Annotated in this window: 14 protein-coding genes; 12 read left to right on the forward strand and 2 right to left on the reverse strand. The window is 70.9% G+C overall.

The window, feature by feature from the left end; translation table 11 throughout:
- The first annotated feature begins 8 nt into the window (after nt 1–8).
- From ACIP93_RS32945 to ACIP93_RS33000, 12 genes are all read left to right on the forward strand, one after another.
- Nucleotides 9–1,613 carry a DUF2637 domain-containing protein gene (locus tag ACIP93_RS32945; protein WP_401764988.1) on the forward strand — a complete coding sequence of 535 codons (1,605 nt, stop codon included), beginning with the start codon at nt 9–11 and terminating at the stop codon, nt 1,611–1,613.
- A gap of 522 nt (nt 1,614–2,135) precedes the next feature.
- Complete coding sequence (locus tag ACIP93_RS32950; protein WP_401764990.1) at nt 2,136–3,029, forward strand: hypothetical protein; 894 nt, start codon at nt 2,136–2,138, stop codon at nt 3,027–3,029.
- 50 nt (nt 3,030–3,079) lie between these two features.
- On the forward strand, nt 3,080–3,349 hold the full coding sequence (locus ACIP93_RS32955) for a hypothetical protein (RefSeq protein ID WP_401764992.1): 270 nt from the start codon (nt 3,080–3,082) through the stop codon (nt 3,347–3,349).
- A complete protein-coding gene (locus ACIP93_RS32960; RefSeq protein ID WP_401764995.1) occupies nt 3,346–4,458 on the forward strand; it encodes a conjugal transfer protein in 1,113 nt (370 codons plus the stop codon). Before ACIP93_RS32955 ends, ACIP93_RS32960 begins: the two co-directional genes overlap by 4 nt.
- Before the next feature lie 12 nt (nt 4,459–4,470).
- Nucleotides 4,471–4,755 carry a hypothetical protein gene (locus ACIP93_RS32965; RefSeq protein WP_401764997.1) on the forward strand — a complete coding sequence of 95 codons (285 nt, stop codon included), beginning with the start codon at nt 4,471–4,473 and terminating at the stop codon, nt 4,753–4,755.
- Nucleotides 4,752–5,375: a hypothetical protein gene (locus tag ACIP93_RS32970; RefSeq protein ID WP_401765000.1), complete on the forward strand. Its 624-nt coding sequence runs from the start codon at nt 4,752–4,754 to the stop codon at nt 5,373–5,375. Before ACIP93_RS32965 ends, ACIP93_RS32970 begins: the two co-directional genes overlap by 4 nt.
- Nucleotides 5,376–5,389: 14 nt before the next feature.
- On the forward strand, nt 5,390–7,933 hold the full coding sequence (locus tag ACIP93_RS32975) for an ATP-binding protein (protein ID WP_401765002.1): 2,544 nt from the start codon (nt 5,390–5,392) through the stop codon (nt 7,931–7,933).
- The gene (locus ACIP93_RS32980) at nt 7,930–10,311 is read left to right on the forward strand and encodes a hypothetical protein (RefSeq protein ID WP_401765004.1); all 2,382 of its coding nucleotides are present in this window, start codon (nt 7,930–7,932) and stop codon (nt 10,309–10,311) included. Before ACIP93_RS32975 ends, ACIP93_RS32980 begins: the two co-directional genes overlap by 4 nt.
- The gene (locus tag ACIP93_RS32985; RefSeq protein ID WP_401765006.1) at nt 10,308–11,459 is read left to right on the forward strand and encodes a C40 family peptidase; all 1,152 of its coding nucleotides are present in this window, start codon (nt 10,308–10,310) and stop codon (nt 11,457–11,459) included. The genes ACIP93_RS32980 and ACIP93_RS32985 overlap by 4 nt, the downstream gene beginning before the upstream one ends.
- A gap of 376 nt (nt 11,460–11,835) precedes the next feature.
- Nucleotides 11,836–12,297, forward strand: a complete 462-nt coding sequence (locus tag ACIP93_RS32990; RefSeq protein WP_401765009.1) for a hypothetical protein — start codon at nt 11,836–11,838, stop codon at nt 12,295–12,297.
- On the forward strand, nt 12,294–14,468 hold the full coding sequence (locus tag ACIP93_RS32995; RefSeq protein WP_401765012.1) for an ATP/GTP-binding protein: 2,175 nt from the start codon (nt 12,294–12,296) through the stop codon (nt 14,466–14,468). Before ACIP93_RS32990 ends, ACIP93_RS32995 begins: the two co-directional genes overlap by 4 nt.
- Nucleotides 14,469–14,486: 18 nt before the next feature.
- Entirely contained in the window at nt 14,487–15,428 is a 942-nt protein-coding gene (locus ACIP93_RS33000; protein WP_401765015.1) for a replication-relaxation family protein, read from the forward strand.
- Between the two features lie 131 nt (nt 15,429–15,559).
- Here ACIP93_RS33000 and ACIP93_RS33005 read toward each other — a convergent pair whose 3' ends face one another.
- Nucleotides 15,560–15,889, reverse strand: a complete 330-nt coding sequence (locus tag ACIP93_RS33005) for a hypothetical protein (protein WP_401765018.1) — start codon at nt 15,887–15,889, stop codon at nt 15,560–15,562.
- Nucleotides 15,886–16,374 carry a hypothetical protein gene (locus ACIP93_RS33010; RefSeq protein ID WP_401765021.1) on the reverse strand — a complete coding sequence of 163 codons (489 nt, stop codon included), beginning with the start codon at nt 16,372–16,374 and terminating at the stop codon, nt 15,886–15,888. Before ACIP93_RS33010 ends, ACIP93_RS33005 begins: the two co-directional genes overlap by 4 nt.
- Nucleotides 16,375–16,503 lie beyond the last annotated feature (129 nt).

A 16,503-nucleotide genomic window follows, 5' to 3' on the forward strand; every position in this document is an offset into this window, starting at 1 on the left:
AGAAATCAGTGAGTGCCCCGCAGCTGACCGGTACCCACCGGATTCTGATCGGTGTGGTGGTCGCCGGCGCGGTGATCATCGCGGGGATCGGTTTCGCCGGTTCGTACGCGGCGGTGCGCGAGCTCGCCGAGGAGAAGGGCTTCGGGAACTTCTCCCTGGTCTTCCCGATCGGGATCGACGCGGGCATCTGCGTGCTGCTCGCGCTGGACCTGCTGCTGACCTGGATGCGGATTCCGTTCCCGCTGCTGCGGCAGACCGCGTGGCTGCTGACGGCGGCGACGATCGCGTTCAACGGCGCGGCGTCGTGGCCGGACCCGCTGGGTGTCGGCATGCACGCGGTCATTCCGGTGCTGTTCGTGGTGTCGGTCGAGGCGGCCCGCCACGCGGTGGGCCGGATCGCGGACATCACCGCCGACAAGCACATGGAGGGCGTGCAGCTGACGCGCTGGCTGCTGTCGCCGTTGCCGACGTTCCGGCTGTGGCGGCGGATGAAGCTGTGGGAGCTGCGGAGTTACGAGCAGGTCATCAAGCTGGAGCAGGACCGGCTGATCTACCAGGCCCGCCTCCAGGCCCGGTTCGGGCGCTCCTGGAAGCGCAAGGCGCCGGTCGAGTCGCTGATGCCGCTGCGCCTCGCGAAGATCGGCGTCCCGCTCGCGCAGACCGCAGCCGCCGGACTGACTGCAGCCGGCCTGAGCCCGGTCCTGCTCTCGCGCCCCGAGACCACGCCCTCGCCCGTGCCGGCTGCTGAGCCGGAGTTGGTGACATCGGCAGATGCGCCCGAGCTGCCCCCGGCCGCCCAGCCACCCGTTGAGGAAATCCCCGTCCCGGAAGCGGAATCTCCGGCCGACGTCGAGGATGCCGCTCCGGATGCCTGGGACACGGCGCCCGAACCTGTCCTCGTCGACCTGGTACTAGCCGGACGGGACTTCATGGGGCAGTACGGCGCGGTTCCGTCTGCGGAGCAGTTCGCGGCGTTCCTCGCACGGGACTACGGCCTGACCGACCAGGACACCGATGGCCTTCTGTCCGATGCCCTGATGGAACCGGTGCTCGCTGAGCTCCGGGCCGCAGCGGCAGAAGCGGCCGCGCTCCCAGCTCCCGTACCGGCGGCCGAGGAGCCGATGACCGACGCGCCGGCGGCTGCGGCTCCGGCGCACGGCATCCACAGCCTGACGCAACCGTCGGCCGAGCCCGTACGACTGCCCGCCGGAGCGGTCCCCGCGCCGACGGCCTCGGTGGCCGACGCAGGCCCGGCCGTACCCGCGGGCCGTTCCTTCGAGCAGCCCGTGCTCGCGGCGCCGACCGTGACGGAGGGCCAGGACTGGGTAGCCGAGGTGACCGCGTCCGGTGAAGCGACCGCCCGGGTGCCTCGCCAGCAGGCCGACGAGGTGCCGACCGAAGCAGACCCGATTCAGCGTGAGGTCGAGCTGGTGGCCTACTGGCTGATGGAGGCCCAGGAGGCCGGGAAGAAGCTGTCTGGAGCTGAGGCTGCCCGGCGCCTGGGGGTCTCACCCAAGACGGGCCAGCGCCGTGTGCTCGATGCCCAGAAGCACTTGGAGGGACAGCGCCGGCAGCAGAGCCGGGCGCACCTCCGCTCCGTCGGCAGCAGCTGACCGATTCCAGGTCGGGAGCGGTGACCGGTCACCGGCCACCGCTCCCGGCCAGCCCGCGCAGCCGCCCCGCTGTGACTGATAGGCACGTGACCGGTCGCGCGACCGGCGCCGTGACCGATGGACGAACCCGCCCGCGGCCGAACCCGTGACCGATGCCCGGCCCCGCCCGTGACCGATCCCGGGCCCGGCGACCGGTGACCGATCGAGACCCCATCGGTCACCGGTCATGACCGATCCGCGGCCGCCGGGCGCCCGCCCGCAGTGTCCTCGCGCCCGCCCCTGGGCGAGCCTCCACTCTGGAATTCCAGGGCTTGCCCACCACCCAGGGAGGCTTGCCCGCAGTTGCATGGACCGGTCACGAGGAGGCTTGCCCAGCCCCCACCAGGCTTGCCCAATCGGTCACGGGAGGCTTGCCCAGCTAGAGGGCAAGCCTCCCATCTGCGCTTTTAGGGTTGCGGGCAAGCCTTCGGGCAAGCCGGTCTGAGGAGTGTGTACGGCACGAGATCCGAAAGGAGACGTGCCGTGCACGACGCTTCGCACCCCGCCGACGGCGGCGGGTACTTCGACCGGCTGGACGCCGACTGGGCCGCGCTGTGCGCGGACCCCGCCGTGCGCCAGGCGGTGACCGACTGGGTGACCGATGGCCACCTGACCGACGGCATCGCCGCCGTGACCGATTCCTGGTCCGGCTCCCTGACGCCCGAGCAGCTCCTGGCCGCGCTCCGCCCGACGGCCGGCGGCGTGACCGATGAACTGACCGATGCCGTCCTGAGGGTCCTCCTCCAGCTCGCTGCCGGCCGTGACCGATCGGCGGTACTCGCCGGTCGCGTCATCGTCCAGGCGATGCTCCCCGCCGTCATCCGCATCACCCGCGGACAGATCCACGCGACCGGCGGCCGCACTCGCGACGCGGTCGGTCACGTGACCGTGGCCGCCCTCTACGAGGTGGCCCGCGCCGGCCGCATCCACCTCCGCCCCGGACGGCCCGCCGCCAACCTCACCCTCGACACCCTGCGCCGGGTCCTGGCCGAGCTCGCCGCCGAGCAGGGGCCGGCGGGGGAGGACCTCGCGGCCGCGGAGCAGCTCGCCGACCGGTCACCCGGCCCCTACGAGATCGCCCGCGCCCGCACCGTGCGCGCGGCCGCCACGGAAGCCGGCCTCCACGCCGGACCGGCCGACGATGCCGCGACCGCCCCGGCCCGGCTGGAGCTCCTGGAGCTCCTCCTCGACGCGATGCGCGACGGCGCGCTGTCGACGGCGGACGCGCAGGCACTGGCCTGGCACCACATCAGCGGCGGCATCCCGGACGTCGAGGCCGCCGCCCGCGCCGAAACCACGGCCGGCGCCTGGCAGCGCCGCCGCTCGCGGGCCCTGGCCCGCCTCACAGCATCCCTCCAGCCCGAGGCCGCGGCATGAAGGGGACCACCGCCGAGGCCACCGTCCGCTCCCCCCTTTGGAGATGCGTCTTGACCACACCCGCCGCAGCGACGCCGCTGGACGCGGACGAGGAGCGCGTCACCCGCGCCCAGCGTCTGCTGATCCACCTCGGCGCCGCCCTCGTCGCCCGCCCCTTCGACCCCGGCACCCACGAGAAACTCCGCGCCTTCCTCGACGAGGACGCCGAGCCGGTCCTCGCCTCGCTCGCCGCGCTGAGCCGCCGGCCCGAAGCAGAACTCCGCAGCCGGATCGCGGAGCTGGCCGGCCACACCCTGCGCTCGGCCGGAGAGACGGCATGAGCCCCGTCCTCACCGGCCGCCAGAAGCCGGCCGCGCTGGCCGCACCGCAGGCGCCGGATGCCCAGGAGGCCGAGGCCGTTCATGACGCCAGCTGGGTCGGTGGTTGGTCGACCGGCGCCCAGGCCAACTCGGCCGCGCTGATCCGCTGGATCGTCTGGGGCCTGATCGTGCTCGGCCCGCTGCTGGGCGCGCTGGCCTACCTGTCGGTGCCCACCACGTCCGCGTCTCCGGCGCCGAAGACCGCACCGCCCGCACCGCCCGCGAGCGGCGGCCAGGGCGCGGCCGGATTCGCGAGCCTCTTCGTCGCCGCCTACCTCTCCGCCGGGCGCGGCGACGAGCCCAAGCTCGCCGCCTACTACCCGCCGGCCAGCAATCTTCAGCTCGACGGAGTCTCCGGCCAGCGCTGGGGCGAGCAGCTGACCGTCGTCCGGCTGCGACAGACCGACACCTCGGTCTGGGCGGTCACGGTCGCGGCCCGCGTCACCGGCGCGACGCCGACGGCCACGCCGTCCACGCAGCCGGGCGCCTCTTCGAGCCCGACAGCCGCGACCGACGCGGTGCGCTACTTCCAGGTGCCCGTGGCCACCGCGCCCGGCGCCGGGGGAGCGACCGCGTACACCGCGCTCGCGCTGCCGGCCGAGGTCGCCGCCCCCGAGCGGGCCAAGACACCGGAGCTGGTCTACGGTGCGATGCGCCCAGCGCTGCCGACCGACCCGCGCACCCAGGCGGTCACCAGCTTCCTGACCGCCTACCTCACGAAGGCCGGCGCCGAACTCGACCGCTACCTCGCGCCGGGCACCCGCCTGGCCGCGCCGTCCCCGGCGCCGTACTCGGGCGTTGCGGTGGACCAGTTCGCCGTCGAGGGCGAGACCGGCGGCGAGCCGGTCGTCTCGGTCCCCGGTGACGGCACGACCCTGCGCCTGCTCGTCACCCTCCGGGCGACCGGTCAGGACAAAGTGCGGCTCCCGCTCACCTACGCCCTCACCCTCAAGGCGCGCGCGGGCCGCTGGGAGATCGCCAGCCTCGACGGCGCCCCCGCCGTCACCTCACCGACTCCGGGGCCGGCCGCCTCCGGCGCCCCGGGCTCGGCACCCGCCCCCACCGCATAAGAGGAGCACGGCATGAACGAGACCATCACGCTGGCCGCGGGCTGGATCCAGACCGGCACGGGCCTGGGCACCGCCATCAAGGCCCTCATTTTCGACGTGGCCATCCCGGCACTGTGCGGGATCTTCATCGTGATCGTGGGCTGGAAGACGAAGGCACCTGGCCCGACGATCATGGCCGTCATCTTCGCGGCGATCGTCTGGGGCCTGTCCGCGAACATGGGCGCCCTCAAGAACAAGACCACCGAGGACATCGTCCAGTACCAGGGCGGCTCCAACGGCGTCCAGGGCGACCAGTGACCGAGGCCGCCGCCGGGGGCGGCGAGCCGGACTTCGAGCTGATCGGCCGCTGCTACACCAAAGCCCGGCGCGCGCCCCTGGTCCACGGAGTGATCCGGGACGTCAACGGCGGCCGCGGGATCCGGCTGCCCGGCGGCCCCTACACCCTCACCCAGCTCGCCGGGATCGTCGCCACCGTCGCCGCCCTGATCCTGACCCGCCCCGTCTGGGGCGGCAACGGCTGGCTCGACATCATCGTCCTCCTGGTCCTGCCCGCCGCAGTGGCGTTCGTGCTGCGACACCTCCACATCGACGGCCGCAACCCCGCGGCCGCCCTGCTGAGCATCGCCCTGATGCTGGCCGCACCCCGGCGCGGCCAGCTCCGCGGCCGCACCTACCGGCCGGCCCGCCCTACCCGCGGCGACACCCGCATCCACCTGCCCGCCGACGAACGGGCCGCCGAGGCCACCAGGCCGACGAGCGATGCCGCTCCCGCACCGGAGCCCAGGCCGGTCCAGCCCCGCCCTGCGGCACCCGCCGCCGAGCCACCGGCAGCCGCCCAGCCTTCGGCGCCCGGCGCACCGGTGGCCTCGGGGGTGCAAGCCCTCCTCGCCCGCCGCGCCCCCACGAACCGCACCTGACCGGAGACCTGACGATGCGCCTGCCGATCCGACACGTCCAGAACAACCTGATCTTCACCACCCACGGCACCGTCTGGGCCGTCTGGCGCGTCGCCGCTACCAACTACTCTCACGCCCCGGCCGTCGTGAAGCGCCGCCGCCTCCAGGCCCTGGAGGGGCTGTTCAAGGCGATGACCGGCGAGCCGATGCTCATGAGCCTGTGCCCGCAAATCGACCCGACCGCCGTGGTGCGCGCCATGGTCGACGACATCGACCTGGAGCGCGCGCCCCGCTACGAGCAGCTCGGGCACGCGGTCCTAGACCAGTTGGAGGACCTGGAGCTGACCGGCCGCACCGACTGGCTCGCGCTCCCGCTGCCCCCGCTCTCGCAGAAGGACGCGGTGCTGTCCGCGTTCCGGGCGGCGACGGCGGAAGTCTCCCTCCAGCTCGGCCTGATGCCCGCGATCGTCACCGACACAGAGGTACGCCGGCGCCTGGAGCAGGCCCAGCGGATCCAGGCCCAGTGGCCCATGGGTGTGTCGATGCGGCCGGCGTCCGAGGCAGAGATCCTGTGGATCTACGGACACTCCGCCCGCCGCGGGCTCGCCGAGCCGTTCCTCCCGGACGGCACCGAGGCCCCGGTCCGCGGCCGCGGCCGGAACACCGCGGCCCTGGGAGAGATCCTCGTCGGCGAGGGCGGCGCCGACTTCAACACCGGCCCCGCCCTGCCGGCCAACCCCTTCACGCGACGCTTCCTCCAGGTCTCCTCCGAGTGGGGCGACTCCTACCAGGCCCTCCTGGCCCTCAGCGAGATGCCCGAGGCCTTCGCCCTCCCCGGCGCGGCCTACCTCCAGCAGCTCGACGACCTGGCCTACCCCGTCGACTGGACCGCCCGCCTGGTCATCGTCCCCGGCTCGAAGGCCGAACCGAAGGTCCGCAAGCGCGCCCGCCATCTGAAAGCCCAGGCCGCCGAGTACGAAGGCGACCCGGCCGGCCCGCCCACCGCCGTCGCCCGCAACCAGGCCGACAACGAGGAGTACCACGAGAGGCTCACCGCCAACCGGCGCGAGGTCGAGATCCGCGCCATGGTCACCCTCGCCGTCTGGGGTAACAGCCCCGACGACGCCATGGACCGCGCCGCCGCCCTCGCGGGTGACTTCGGCTCCACCGACTACACCTTCTCCAGGCCCGTCGGCGAGCAGACCAGCCTGTGGCAGGCGATGTTGCCCGGCTGCCGTACCCCCCGGGTCATGGTCGGCTACGCGCAGGTCCTCCTCGCACGGGACTTCTCGATGGCCATGCCCTGGTGCGGCTCCCAGCTCGGCGACGAGCGCGGAGGCCTCTACGGCCTCCAGGTCGCCTCCGGCGGCGCCCGCCCCGTCCTGATCGACCCCGCCCGCGGCCCCCGCGAGAACGCGAGCGCGTCGATGGCCTGGCTCGGCGAGCTCGGCGCCGGCAAGTCGGTCGGCATGAAGGGCGCCGTCTACAACGTCCTTGCCCGCGGCCACCAGCTCGGCCGCCCGGGCTCCCGCGGCCGCGCCGTCATCGTCGACCGCACCACCGACCAGGAATGGGCGCGGTTCGCAAAGGCCTGCCCCGGAACCACCCAGCTGATCCGCATCGACCACACCGCAGAGGTCTCCCTCGACCCGCTGCGCCTCTACAAGGAGAACAGCCCCGAGGTCGCGGCCCGCTTCACCGAGTCCTTCCTCACCCTGCTCCTCGGCGTCCGCCCGATGGACCTCGAAGGCGTCGCCCTGTCCGAGGCCGTCCAGGCCGTACTGGCCAGGCCCAAGCCGTCGATGCGCGCCCTGATGGAGGAGCTCACCGCGCGCGGCGTCACCGACGCGGCCGCCCAGGGCCTGGCCCGCAAGCTGGCCTCGGTGGCCCGCAAGGACCTGGCCCGGGTGGTGTTCGACGAGACGCTGCCGGTCGTCGATACCCACCGGGCCGACAGCGTGGTCTTCCTGGTCAGCGCGCTGCAGCTGCCGAAGAAGTCCGAGCTCGCGAGCGAGCACCGCATCCAGCGCCTCGAATTCGAGAAGGTCTTGGGCAGGGCGCTCATGTACCTGATCGCCGCGGTCTCCCGCGAGACCGCGATGCGCTCCCGCGACGAGTTCGCCGTCACGGTCTTCGACGAGTGCTGGTGGCTCACCTCCAGCGACGAGGGCCTGGAGCTGCTCCTGGAGCTGCTCCGCGACGGCCGCAAGCGCAACGCGGCCGCATACGTCGGCAGCCACGACGCCAACGACATCGGCCCGTCGGACAACGAGAAGGGTGTGATCGTCCGCGGACTCATCCCACACCGCTTCGTCTTCCGGCAGACCAGCCGCACCTTGGCTGCCCGAAGCCTGGAGTTCCTCGGCGTGGACGCGACCGACACCACCCTCTTGGAGCTGGTGACCGGAGGCCTCTCGCCGCTCGGACTGCCCGAAGACCAGCGCCGTGCCCGCGCGGGGGAGTGCCTCTACCGCGACCTGGCTGGTCGCATCGGTCTCATGCGCGTCCTCATCCCCCGGGACAAGGCCATCGAGCGCGTCATCCACACCACCCCGACCAGCCAGCAGGCGTCAGCATGAGCAGCTCCCGCGCCCCGTTCAAGCGGCTGCGCCTGCTCAGCACAGCCCGCCTGCGCCTCGCCCTGCTCGTAGCGGCGCTTGCCGCCACCGCCTTCACCCTGCTCACCTCGATGCCGGCCCTCGCCGAACCGAGTCCGTCCGCGACTCCGGCGCCCACCAGCCCGCCGACGGCTAACCCCCTCCGACCGCCCGCGGCCAGTACGCGCACGCCCACCCCGGAAGAGCTCGCCGAGATCGAAAAGATCGTCGCCGACCTCAACAAACGGTCCTCCAAGGACAAGCAGGAGGCCTTCCTCAAGGCCGAGGAGGAGCGCCTGCGCAAACTCCTGCCCGACGAGGGCGGGGTCTTGGCCGTCTTCAACGTGACCGATGAGCGGAACCTGCCGATCTCGGCCTACAACGTCCGGTCGGACACTGGCGGCGCGATGGACTGGGACCTCGCCATCATGAACCTGCTCGTCGAGCTGTGCTTCATGGCCGTCAAGTGGGTCATCGCCTTCTGCTGCTGGCTCATGGTCTGGGCGCTGAGCTTCGGCCTCGCCAAGCTGCTCCTGGCACCAGTCCTGTCCGTCGCCAACAGCCTGCACGTCCAGGTCATCATGCAGATGGGGCTGCCCGGCCTCTTCCTGTCGGTGTGCGCGCTGATCGCGGTCGTCCGCATCTTCTTCGGGGACCGGGCGAAGGGATGGGGCGACGCAGCCCTGTCCCTCCTGATCGCCGCGCTCACCGCCACCCTGCTCTCCTCGCCCCCGCAGTTCCTCCTGGGCGAGCAGGACGGCGCCATCGCCGCCGCCCGCGGCCTGGCCCTCGAAGTCGCCGACATCATCCTCGACGCCAACCCAGGCCCGAAGGAGAAGGCCCCCGACGACGAGGACTCCGCCAGCAGCCGGGCACTCTCCCGCCCGCTGACCAACGCGCTCACCGACGCCTTCATCGTCAAGCCAGCCATGCTCCTGCAGTACGGCCAGGTCTTCGAAGGCGAGTGCGCGAAGAAGTACTCCGATGCAAAGATCACGCAGCTCGCGTACGAGCGGGCCGTGAACCAGCAGATGGAGACGCTGAAGAAATTCAACAGCTACCGGGCCTGGATCGACCCCATGGGCGCCCAGATTGCCGACTGGACCATGCCCTTGGCCAAGCAATGGGCCCAGGACCACTTCGGCAGCCCGCCGATGGGGCAGTTCGAGAAAGACTGCGTCAAGGGCGATGTCCAGGCCGCGAAGCGGGCCTCGTTGGACAAGCTCGGCGGCGCGATCTTCCTCCTCATCGCCGCGCTGATCGTCACCGTGCTGATCGCCGGTCTCGCAGGCAACTTCCTGGTCGCACAGTGCCGCATCGCCTGGGACGCCGTACGGGCCGAACCGGCCCTCGTGGCCGGCCTGCTGCCCGGCGCCGGCCGCGGCTACCTGTGGGACTGGGCGGCATCCGTCCTGCACTCCCTTGGACAGCTCCTCGCGTCCATCATCGGCCTCGCCGTCCTCATACTGATCATCCAGGCCGTACTCGACCCTATGCAGCAGGACTGGGGCAACGAACTCACCCTGCGCTTCCTGGCCGTGGACATCGTGTGCATCGGCGCGATCAAGAAGCGCAAGGCCCTCACCGTCAAGTCCAAGCAGGCTGCGGCCAAGTGGCGCGACAAGATGTCCTCCGGTCGGATTGGCGGGACCAACGGCTCCGCCCTCGCACCCGCCTCGACCCCGGTGGCGAAGAACCAGTCGATCGCCCGCAAGGTCACCCGCGGCGCGGTCCGCACCGCGATGGTCGGGGTCTCCCTCGCCTCGGGCAATCCGATCGCCGCTCTCGGCTACGCCACGAGCTCCAGCGTGAGCACCGTCGCGCTGATGAACCGGATCGAGTCCGGCCGCAGAGGTAGCCGCCGCCGTTCGGCCCGGCCTGCGGGCCAGTCCCAGTACCAGCAGCAACAGCAGCAGCAGCAGCAGCAACAGCAGCAACAGCAACAGCAACAGCAACAGCAACAGCAACAGCAGCAACAACAGCAACAACAGCAACAACAGCCGAGCAACGCTGGCATCCTGGGCCAGAACCCGCCCGTCCTGCCGCAGAACCCGCCCGCCCCGCCGCAGAACCTACCCGCCCTGCCGCAGAACCCGCCCGCGCAACCGCCGGGCCCTCCGACAAACCAGCCCAACCCGCAGGCCGCTAGGCACCACCAGCGCCGTTACCAGGTCCAGGTCCAGCCGGCGGCCTCGCCGCGTCAGCAGCAGCTCCGGCAGCGCCTGAACCGCGGCACCCCCCGACAGCCAGGACCGCGCCGCGTACCGACCGTGACTCCGCGACGGCCCAGCGACGCGTCCCTGAGCCGCAACGAGGAGCGGGAGCTGAACCTGCGTCGCCGCCGACAGCGCCGCTCATGAAGAAGAAGTTCAAGAGGTGGCTGGTCGGCCTCGCGGGCCTGCTCGGGCTGGCGCTCGTCCTGCTCGCCGCAATCGGATCCCGTGCGGCCAACCTCATCCAGAGCGAGGCCGAGGCCGCCGCGGCGGCCAGCTGCCCGAACGGGGGCCAGCCCGGCCTCGACCCGAACACTGCCGAGGTAGCCCGCAAGGTTAAGGAGATGCTCGCCGGGAGCGGCGGCGTGAACGTTTCCGGCCTGTCCGAGCCCAAGAGGCAGATCCCCAACGCCAAGGTCATCGTCGCGACCGGCATCCAGAAGCGGGTGCCGGCCCGTGGCCAGGTCGTCGCACTGGCCACCGCCCTCCAGGAGTCCACCCTCATCAACCGCGATCACGGCGACCGCGACTCGCTCGGCCTGTTCCAGCAGCGGCCCTCACAGGGCTGGGGAACCCGTGAGCAGATCATGGACCCCGTCTATTCCTCGGGAAAGTTCTACGACAGGCTGATGAAGCTAAAGGACTGGGAGCAGATGCCCGTCACCGTGGCCGCGCAGAAGGTCCAGCGATCCGGCTTCCCCGACGCGTACGCCAAGCACGAGCCTCTCGCGACCGCCCTCCAGCAGGCCATCGCCCCCACCCTCGGCGCCGCTCCCGCCGGGCCGATGCCGGGACAGCCCGGCCTCGGCCCGGGCGGGTGCGTCGGACCGGGTGCCACCGCGGACTTCGGGAATATCCCGCCCGGCTCCCTGCCGGAGGGTTACCAGATCCCGGCCAATGTGCCGACGCAGGTACAGACCGCGATCCGTTGGGCTCTCGGCCAGCTCGGCACCATGTACCAGTGGGGCGGCAGCTGCACCAACCCGCGCGGTCCCAACCCATCCGAGCGGTGCGACTGCTCCTCCCTGACCCAGCGCGCGTACGGAGTGGCCGGCAAGGAGATCACCCGCACCACTCACACCCAGGTACACGAGGGGAGAGGCGTCCCCGCGAGCGCCATTGCTCCAGGCGATCTTCTCTTCGTCCGCGGAACAGCGTCCGCGCCCGAACATGTGGCCATGTCCATCGGGTACGGATACGCGGTGCACGCCCCCCAGACCGGCAAGCCGGTGATGGTGTCGAAGGAAGGCGAACTCGGCGGCTCAATTCTTGTCGTCCGACGCATCGTTGGCTAAGTCCGAGGTGGTGCCCGTCCCAGACATCCGCGGGACGGGCACCGGCCGACGTGGTCAGCGCTGGATGGTCACGCAGGGCCGCTCGGTGCGGTGCTCGCGTACACCGGAGCCGTAACGGCCAGCAGCAGGGCGGACGCAGTCGTGCAGATCGCTTCTCTCATGACGAGATCAGCAGCCTCGGCGTCGTGAAGGGCACTGGCCAGGCCGGATCGACGCGTCAACGCCCCCCGAAAGTCAAGGGATTGCAAAGCATTCGGGTGCGGTGTCTGGATCGCCCTCGAATTCTTACTTGGTCCAGGTGAAGGGCGTCTTCCCACCATCCTGGAGGAACCGTGCACCACACCGCCCCGCCCCAGCCGACCTCGGATCGGCCGACATGAATCTCCCCAACCTGCCGGTCGATGACTTCCTCACCCAGCTCCAGGCCGCCCTGGACGCGGCCGCACCGTACCTCGTCGCCCTCAGCGTGCTCGGGGCCGCGGTGTGGGTGTGGTGGACGATCCGGCGCGCGGCCCTCGTGCGGGAGGCACTCGCCGACCGGGTCCAGGTCGAGGTGATCCCGACCGCCACGTTCGACCCCGGTGAAGGGGAAGTCGGGCGCTGGGCCCGCCAGCTTGGGCGTGTGCACTACGCCGCCGACGGGGTCCCGGCCCGAGGATCGGCGGTGCGCCTGCGGTACACCGCCGTGGAGGGGAAGATGCGCTGCTTCATCGAAGGGCCGGCCGCCGCGGCCGCGGTCCTGAACATGCCTGGCTTCGCCGAGGTGGAGGTCCGCACCCAGCACGGCCAGGCCGATATCCGTCCTGTCCGCCTCAACGGCCCGGCAGGTACGCCATGACCGCCGTCGTCTCCCTCGCCAAGCCCGCGAAGACCACCACTGTCCAGGCAGGCGCGCGCCGGTACGTGCAGCGCGCCGAACTCGCCCTTGGCCTGCCCGACTACAAGGCCCTGGCCTCCCTCGGCCTGAACCCGGACCCGCTCCAGCAGCTGGCTGCGGCCATGGCCTCCGTGCGCACCGAGGACGGGGAAAAAGCGGAAGCGATTTTCGATCTGGTCCCGGTCTCCGAGCAGCGCCTGGTCCGGCGCCGACGCCGCCTGATGGCCAGGGCCGCCCGCCGGGGCCCGTCCGCGTACGGTGAGCGCCTCACCGGCGGCCTCGGCGGAGGCGGCTTCTGGGGATCGGCCACCGCGGCCTGGTCCGGCGGTGCCGGCGCCTCCAACCGGTCAGAACGGATCCCGCGGCAGACCGACCTGCGTGACGGCGTCGGCAAGCTCGAACCCACCGCGGGCGCCGTGTTCGCCGTGCAGATCCTGCTGCGCACCGAGGCCGCGCACCCTCAGCTGGCGCTGGCCCGGATGAACCAGCTGATCGCCGCGCTGTCGATGACCTCGGGGGAGAACTACCTCAAGGCCCACCGGCCCCGCCGCTGGTCCATCGGCAAGTTCGAACGGCGGTTTACGACCGGGGAGTTCGCCCCGCGCCGTCGGCAGTGGCTGACGGTTCCCGAGCTGGCCGGCTGGCTGAAGCCGCCGACGGTGAAGTGCACCGCCTCCAGCGTGGTCCGCTCTGGCGGCCTGGTCCCGCCGGCCCCGGCCGACCTCCCCGTCTACACCGGGCAGCGCGACCTGATCCCGCTCGGCGCCGTGGTCTACCCCGACGGCCGCGAACGGATTGCCGCCGCCCGCGTCCAGGACCTCCTCTTCGGCCTCCAGCTCGGAAAGGCCGGTCACGGCAAGACCGAGGAGGCCCTCGTCCAGTGCATCGCGATGGCACACTCCGGCTACGGCTGCTGGTTCCTCGACCCGCACGGCGAGGGCTGGGCCCGTGCCAAGCCCTACCTCGCGCACCCGGAGACCGCCGACCGGCTCTGGGAGATCAACCTGGCCAAGGCGACCCCGGCCCAACCGGTCGTCTCCTGGAACCCGCTGTCGATGGAGGGCCGCACCCTCTCCGACGTCCAAGACATCGTCCGCTCCGTCACCGAAGGCATCGCCGCAGCGCAGGACTGGGGCGATAACGCCCCCCGCGCCCGGACCATCCTGGCCCGCGCCTCCCAGGCCCTGGCGCTGCTCAACCTCCAGGCAGTCCAGGCCGGCCAACCCGATGCGCAGTGCACCCTCTTCCAGCTGCGCACCTGGCTCACCGACGAGGACTGGCGCGAGCGGCTCCTGCCCAAGCTCCCGGGCCGCGTCCGCGCGTACTGGGAGAACACCTTCCCCAAGCTGGGCCCGGACGCGGTGCCCACCGTCACCTACGCCATCGACCGCCTCGACACCTCCCAGTCCCTCCAGGGATTCTTCGGCAGCCCGCGCTCCGCGTACGACGTCCGGCACGCGATGGACACCTCGAAGGTGGTGTTCGTCTGCCCGTCCGGCAGCGAGAGCGACGCCTTGGTCAGCTGCCTCCTCATCCATGACCTGCACCGCGCAGGCCTCTCCCGCCAGGACACCCCACGCGAGCAGCGCAACACCTTCTGGGTCTGGGGCGACGAGCTCACCGCCCTCGACAGCAGCAGCAAGGGATTCCTCGCCGCCATCGCCGAGCAGCTCAGGAAGTACGAGGTCAGGTTCATCGGCATGACGCAAATGGTGCTCCGGCTCTCCGCCATCACCCGCCAGGCCCTCTTGCAGAACCAGAGCTGGCTGTCAACGTGTGCCGCGGACTATGACGAGGCCGCGTTCATCGCGAAGCGCTGGAACGGGCACGTCAGCCCGGAGACGATCACTGAGCTGCCGAAGTACCACTACGTGATGTCTGTGAACCTCAACGGGGCCCGCACCACACCCTTCCGGGTCCGCGGTCTGCCCGTAGACGAGGTCTTCGCGCACTACGACAACCCGGCCGGCGTCCCCGACCTCGACAAGGCGATCGACAGCAACCTCAATCGCCGCCCGCTCGGCGACATCCTCGCCGAGCTGGAAAACCTCGACGCCGTCGTCCTTGCCCACCACACCGGCCGGCGTCCAGGCGGTTCCAGCGCCGGCGACCCCACCAGCGTCATCGGCTAGAAGAAGGCGAGCACCCTCATGCCCTACCCGCACTCTGCCCCCACCGGGCTGGGTCAGATCGCCCAGCAGGCCGCCCAGGTCCTCTACCAGCACCGCCTCGTCTCAACCATGCAGCTCCACCGGCTCATCACCCCGCACCACACCCGCTCCGAGTTCCTGCGGCGCCAGCTCCACACCCTCCGCCAGGCCGGCTTCGCCGAGGCCGTAGGCCGGCGCAGCGCCGGCCAGACCCAGTTGCTGTGGTGGCTGACGGAGAAGGGAGCACAGTCCGTCGAGGCCATGGGCCTGCTCCAGCCGCGCGCATACCGGATGAGCCAGGAGGCCGCTCTCGGCCCGCTCCAGGAGCACACCCTCGCAGTCGTCGAAACCGGGGCCGCCTTCGTCGAGCACGCCCGCCGCCTCGGCCACGAGTGCGGGCCCCTGGACTGGTCGCCCGAGATCGCCCACTACTACCGGGATGAAGCCCGGCCGGGGGAGGAGCTGTGCCTGGTCCCGGATGCGGTCCTCAACTACGTTCACACCCATGCCAAGCAGCGCACGCTGCTCACCTTCTTCGTGGAGGTCGACCGTACGCAGATGACGATCGCCCGCCTCGCTCAGAAGCTCCACGCCTACGCCGCGTACCACGAGTACGCGCCTCAGCCCTCGACCGCCAAGGGCACCCGCGGGCCCCGTCGCCAGAGGGCGATGCCGGCATGGCGTTACCGATACCCGGCCTTCCCCCGACTTCTGCTCGTGCTGACCGGGGCCTCCGAGGGCCGCCTCGCCCGCCGGATCGCCGACCTGCGCAGTCTCGCTGCCAGCGATCCCGCGCTCGCCTCCACTCCGCTGCGGGTCGGCGTCACCACCCTGGACCAGCTGCGCGCCCACGGCCCCTTCGAGCCCGTCTTCACCCCGGTCCTCGGTCCGGCAGAACCCATGGATGCGTGGATCAGGAGCGCTGTGGCAGATGCTGCCTGAGACGTATGAGAGGGGTGTCAAGTCAGACCCGACACCCCTCTCAATGTGCATCTTTCCTGTGGAGCACAGTGTGATGAAGTCCCGCGCCGGTCACCTTTCCCACGGGGGAACGTGTCGTGCAACGGGCATCGTCATGCTGTGCGCCTCAGCGGCACTACATTGCTCCGCTCCGGCTCGGCCACCGGGCCGAGGCCGTAGTACTTGACGTTGCCGTGGCGCTGAGCCACCCGCAGCCAGCCGGCCTTCGTGAGTACCGGCAGCTGCTTGCTGAAGGTCGTGCGGTTCATGTCGATGGCCTCGGCGATCTCCTGCCCGGTCATCACCACGCCGTAGTCGAAATCCGGGTCCTTCTGCGCGGTCAGGTAGAACACCACCACCCGCATCTGCGGGTAGGGCAGGGACAGAATCCGGCTCAGGACGACGGGGTCGATCCTGTCGCCAACAAGCGGGTAGCTGCTCATGCTGTGCGTCCTTCCTTCTCAGGCATTCCGGGGAGTACAGGCAAGCGGAACGAGGCAGCGTCCTGCTGCTGTTGCTCACCACCAGCCCGCGAGGCATGGTGAGCGGTCGCCCTGTAGTAGATGGTTCGCCCGTGTCGCTCGGCCTCAAAGAGCCATCCGCCCTTGGTGAGCTTCTTGATCGACGATGCCACGGTTCGGGTCGTGATGCCGAGGTAGTCGGCCATCTTCTGCCGAGGCCAGCGCAGTACGTCTCCGCGTTTCTCGGGACCGTGCACATGAAGTGCGAGCACGTCCCGGTCCGCGGGGGTCAGCCCGGACTTCTTGCTCAGGATGGCGAGACCGGTTCGGTTGCTTACTGCAGTGAAGCCTCCTGGAAAGCTGTAGGGAGTGGTCGTCCGTGAGTCGGCGTCCAGGTCTTCGAGCTCCTGGATCACGCCGGTGTCGCGGTCGGCAAAGCGCCGTACGCGCGCGGGTTGTGCCGGCATGGCAGCGAGGCGCACCTTTCCCCTCGGGAACAGTAACCCGAAGATCATTGCACGACACTGTTCCTCAGAACAACAATGCGCGAGTGCTGCGATCCTGGTTGTTTCTGGAGCAGTTCGGACACCTGCACA

Origin of the sequence: Streptomyces sp. NPDC088745, from assembly GCF_044751045.1 — a bacterium.
In the GTDB taxonomy this organism is placed as follows: domain Bacteria; phylum Actinomycetota; class Actinomycetes; order Streptomycetales; family Streptomycetaceae; genus Streptomyces; species Streptomyces cremeus.

Excerpts from the sequence above, each read along its gene's own strand:
- ACIP93_RS32960 (WP_401764995.1), top strand. The coding sequence starts at position 3,346 with ATGAGCCCCGTCCTCACCGGCCGCCAGAAGCCGGCCGCGCTGGCCGCA.
- ACIP93_RS32965 (WP_401764997.1), top strand. The coding sequence starts at position 4,471 with ATGAACGAGACCATCACGCTGGCCGCGGGCTGGATCCAGACCGGCACG.
- ACIP93_RS32975 (WP_401765002.1), top strand. The coding sequence starts at position 5,390 with ATGCGCCTGCCGATCCGACACGTCCAGAACAACCTGATCTTCACCACC.
- ACIP93_RS32980 (WP_401765004.1), top strand. The coding sequence starts at position 7,930 with ATGAGCAGCTCCCGCGCCCCGTTCAAGCGGCTGCGCCTGCTCAGCACA.
- ACIP93_RS32985 (WP_401765006.1), top strand. The coding sequence starts at position 10,308 with ATGAAGAAGAAGTTCAAGAGGTGGCTGGTCGGCCTCGCGGGCCTGCTC.
- ACIP93_RS32990 (WP_401765009.1), top strand. The coding sequence starts at position 11,836 with ATGAATCTCCCCAACCTGCCGGTCGATGACTTCCTCACCCAGCTCCAG.
- ACIP93_RS32995 (WP_401765012.1), top strand. The coding sequence starts at position 12,294 with ATGACCGCCGTCGTCTCCCTCGCCAAGCCCGCGAAGACCACCACTGTC.
- ACIP93_RS33000 (WP_401765015.1), top strand. The coding sequence starts at position 14,487 with ATGCCCTACCCGCACTCTGCCCCCACCGGGCTGGGTCAGATCGCCCAG.
- ACIP93_RS33005 (WP_401765018.1), bottom strand. The coding sequence starts at position 15,889 with ATGAGCAGCTACCCGCTTGTTGGCGACAGGATCGACCCCGTCGTCCTG.
- ACIP93_RS33010 (WP_401765021.1), bottom strand. The coding sequence starts at position 16,374 with ATGCCGGCACAACCCGCGCGCGTACGGCGCTTTGCCGACCGCGACACC.